This is a genomic window from Salmonella sp. SAL4457 (genome assembly GCF_046548235.1).
In the GTDB taxonomy this organism is placed as follows: Bacteria; Pseudomonadota; Gammaproteobacteria; order Enterobacterales; family Enterobacteriaceae; genus Salmonella; species Salmonella enterica.
On the sequence record NZ_JBGDZO010000222.1, the window covers coordinates 1 to 323 of the forward strand.

1 protein-coding gene is annotated in these 323 nt (G+C 66.3%); it reads left to right on the forward strand.

Annotated features, from left to right (window positions below; genetic code table 11):
- On the forward strand, positions 1 to 323 hold a 323-nt coding region (locus ACLJNW_RS24005), incomplete at both ends, for an ABC transporter substrate-binding protein (protein ID WP_410961193.1).

Sequence of the window (323 nt, forward strand, 5' to 3'; positions counted from 1 at the left end):
GGTGAAGCGGGTCGATATCCTCACCCCCCACCGGGTGCGTTTCGTCCTGCGGCGCTCCGGCAACCCGCTGCTGATCCTGCGCCTGGGCGAGCTTCCGGTGCTGCCGCAGCATTACTGGAAGGATCGCGACTTCCGCGCCACCACCTTCACCGCGCCGCTGGGCAGCGGTCCCTATCGCATCGTCGAGGTCGATCCCGGGCGCCGCCTGGTGTTCGAACGCGTGAAGGGCTGGTGGGGCGAAAAACTGCCGGTGAACCGCGGCAAATACAATTTCGACCGGGTCGTGGTGGACTTCTACCGGGACAACGGCGTCGCCTTCGAAG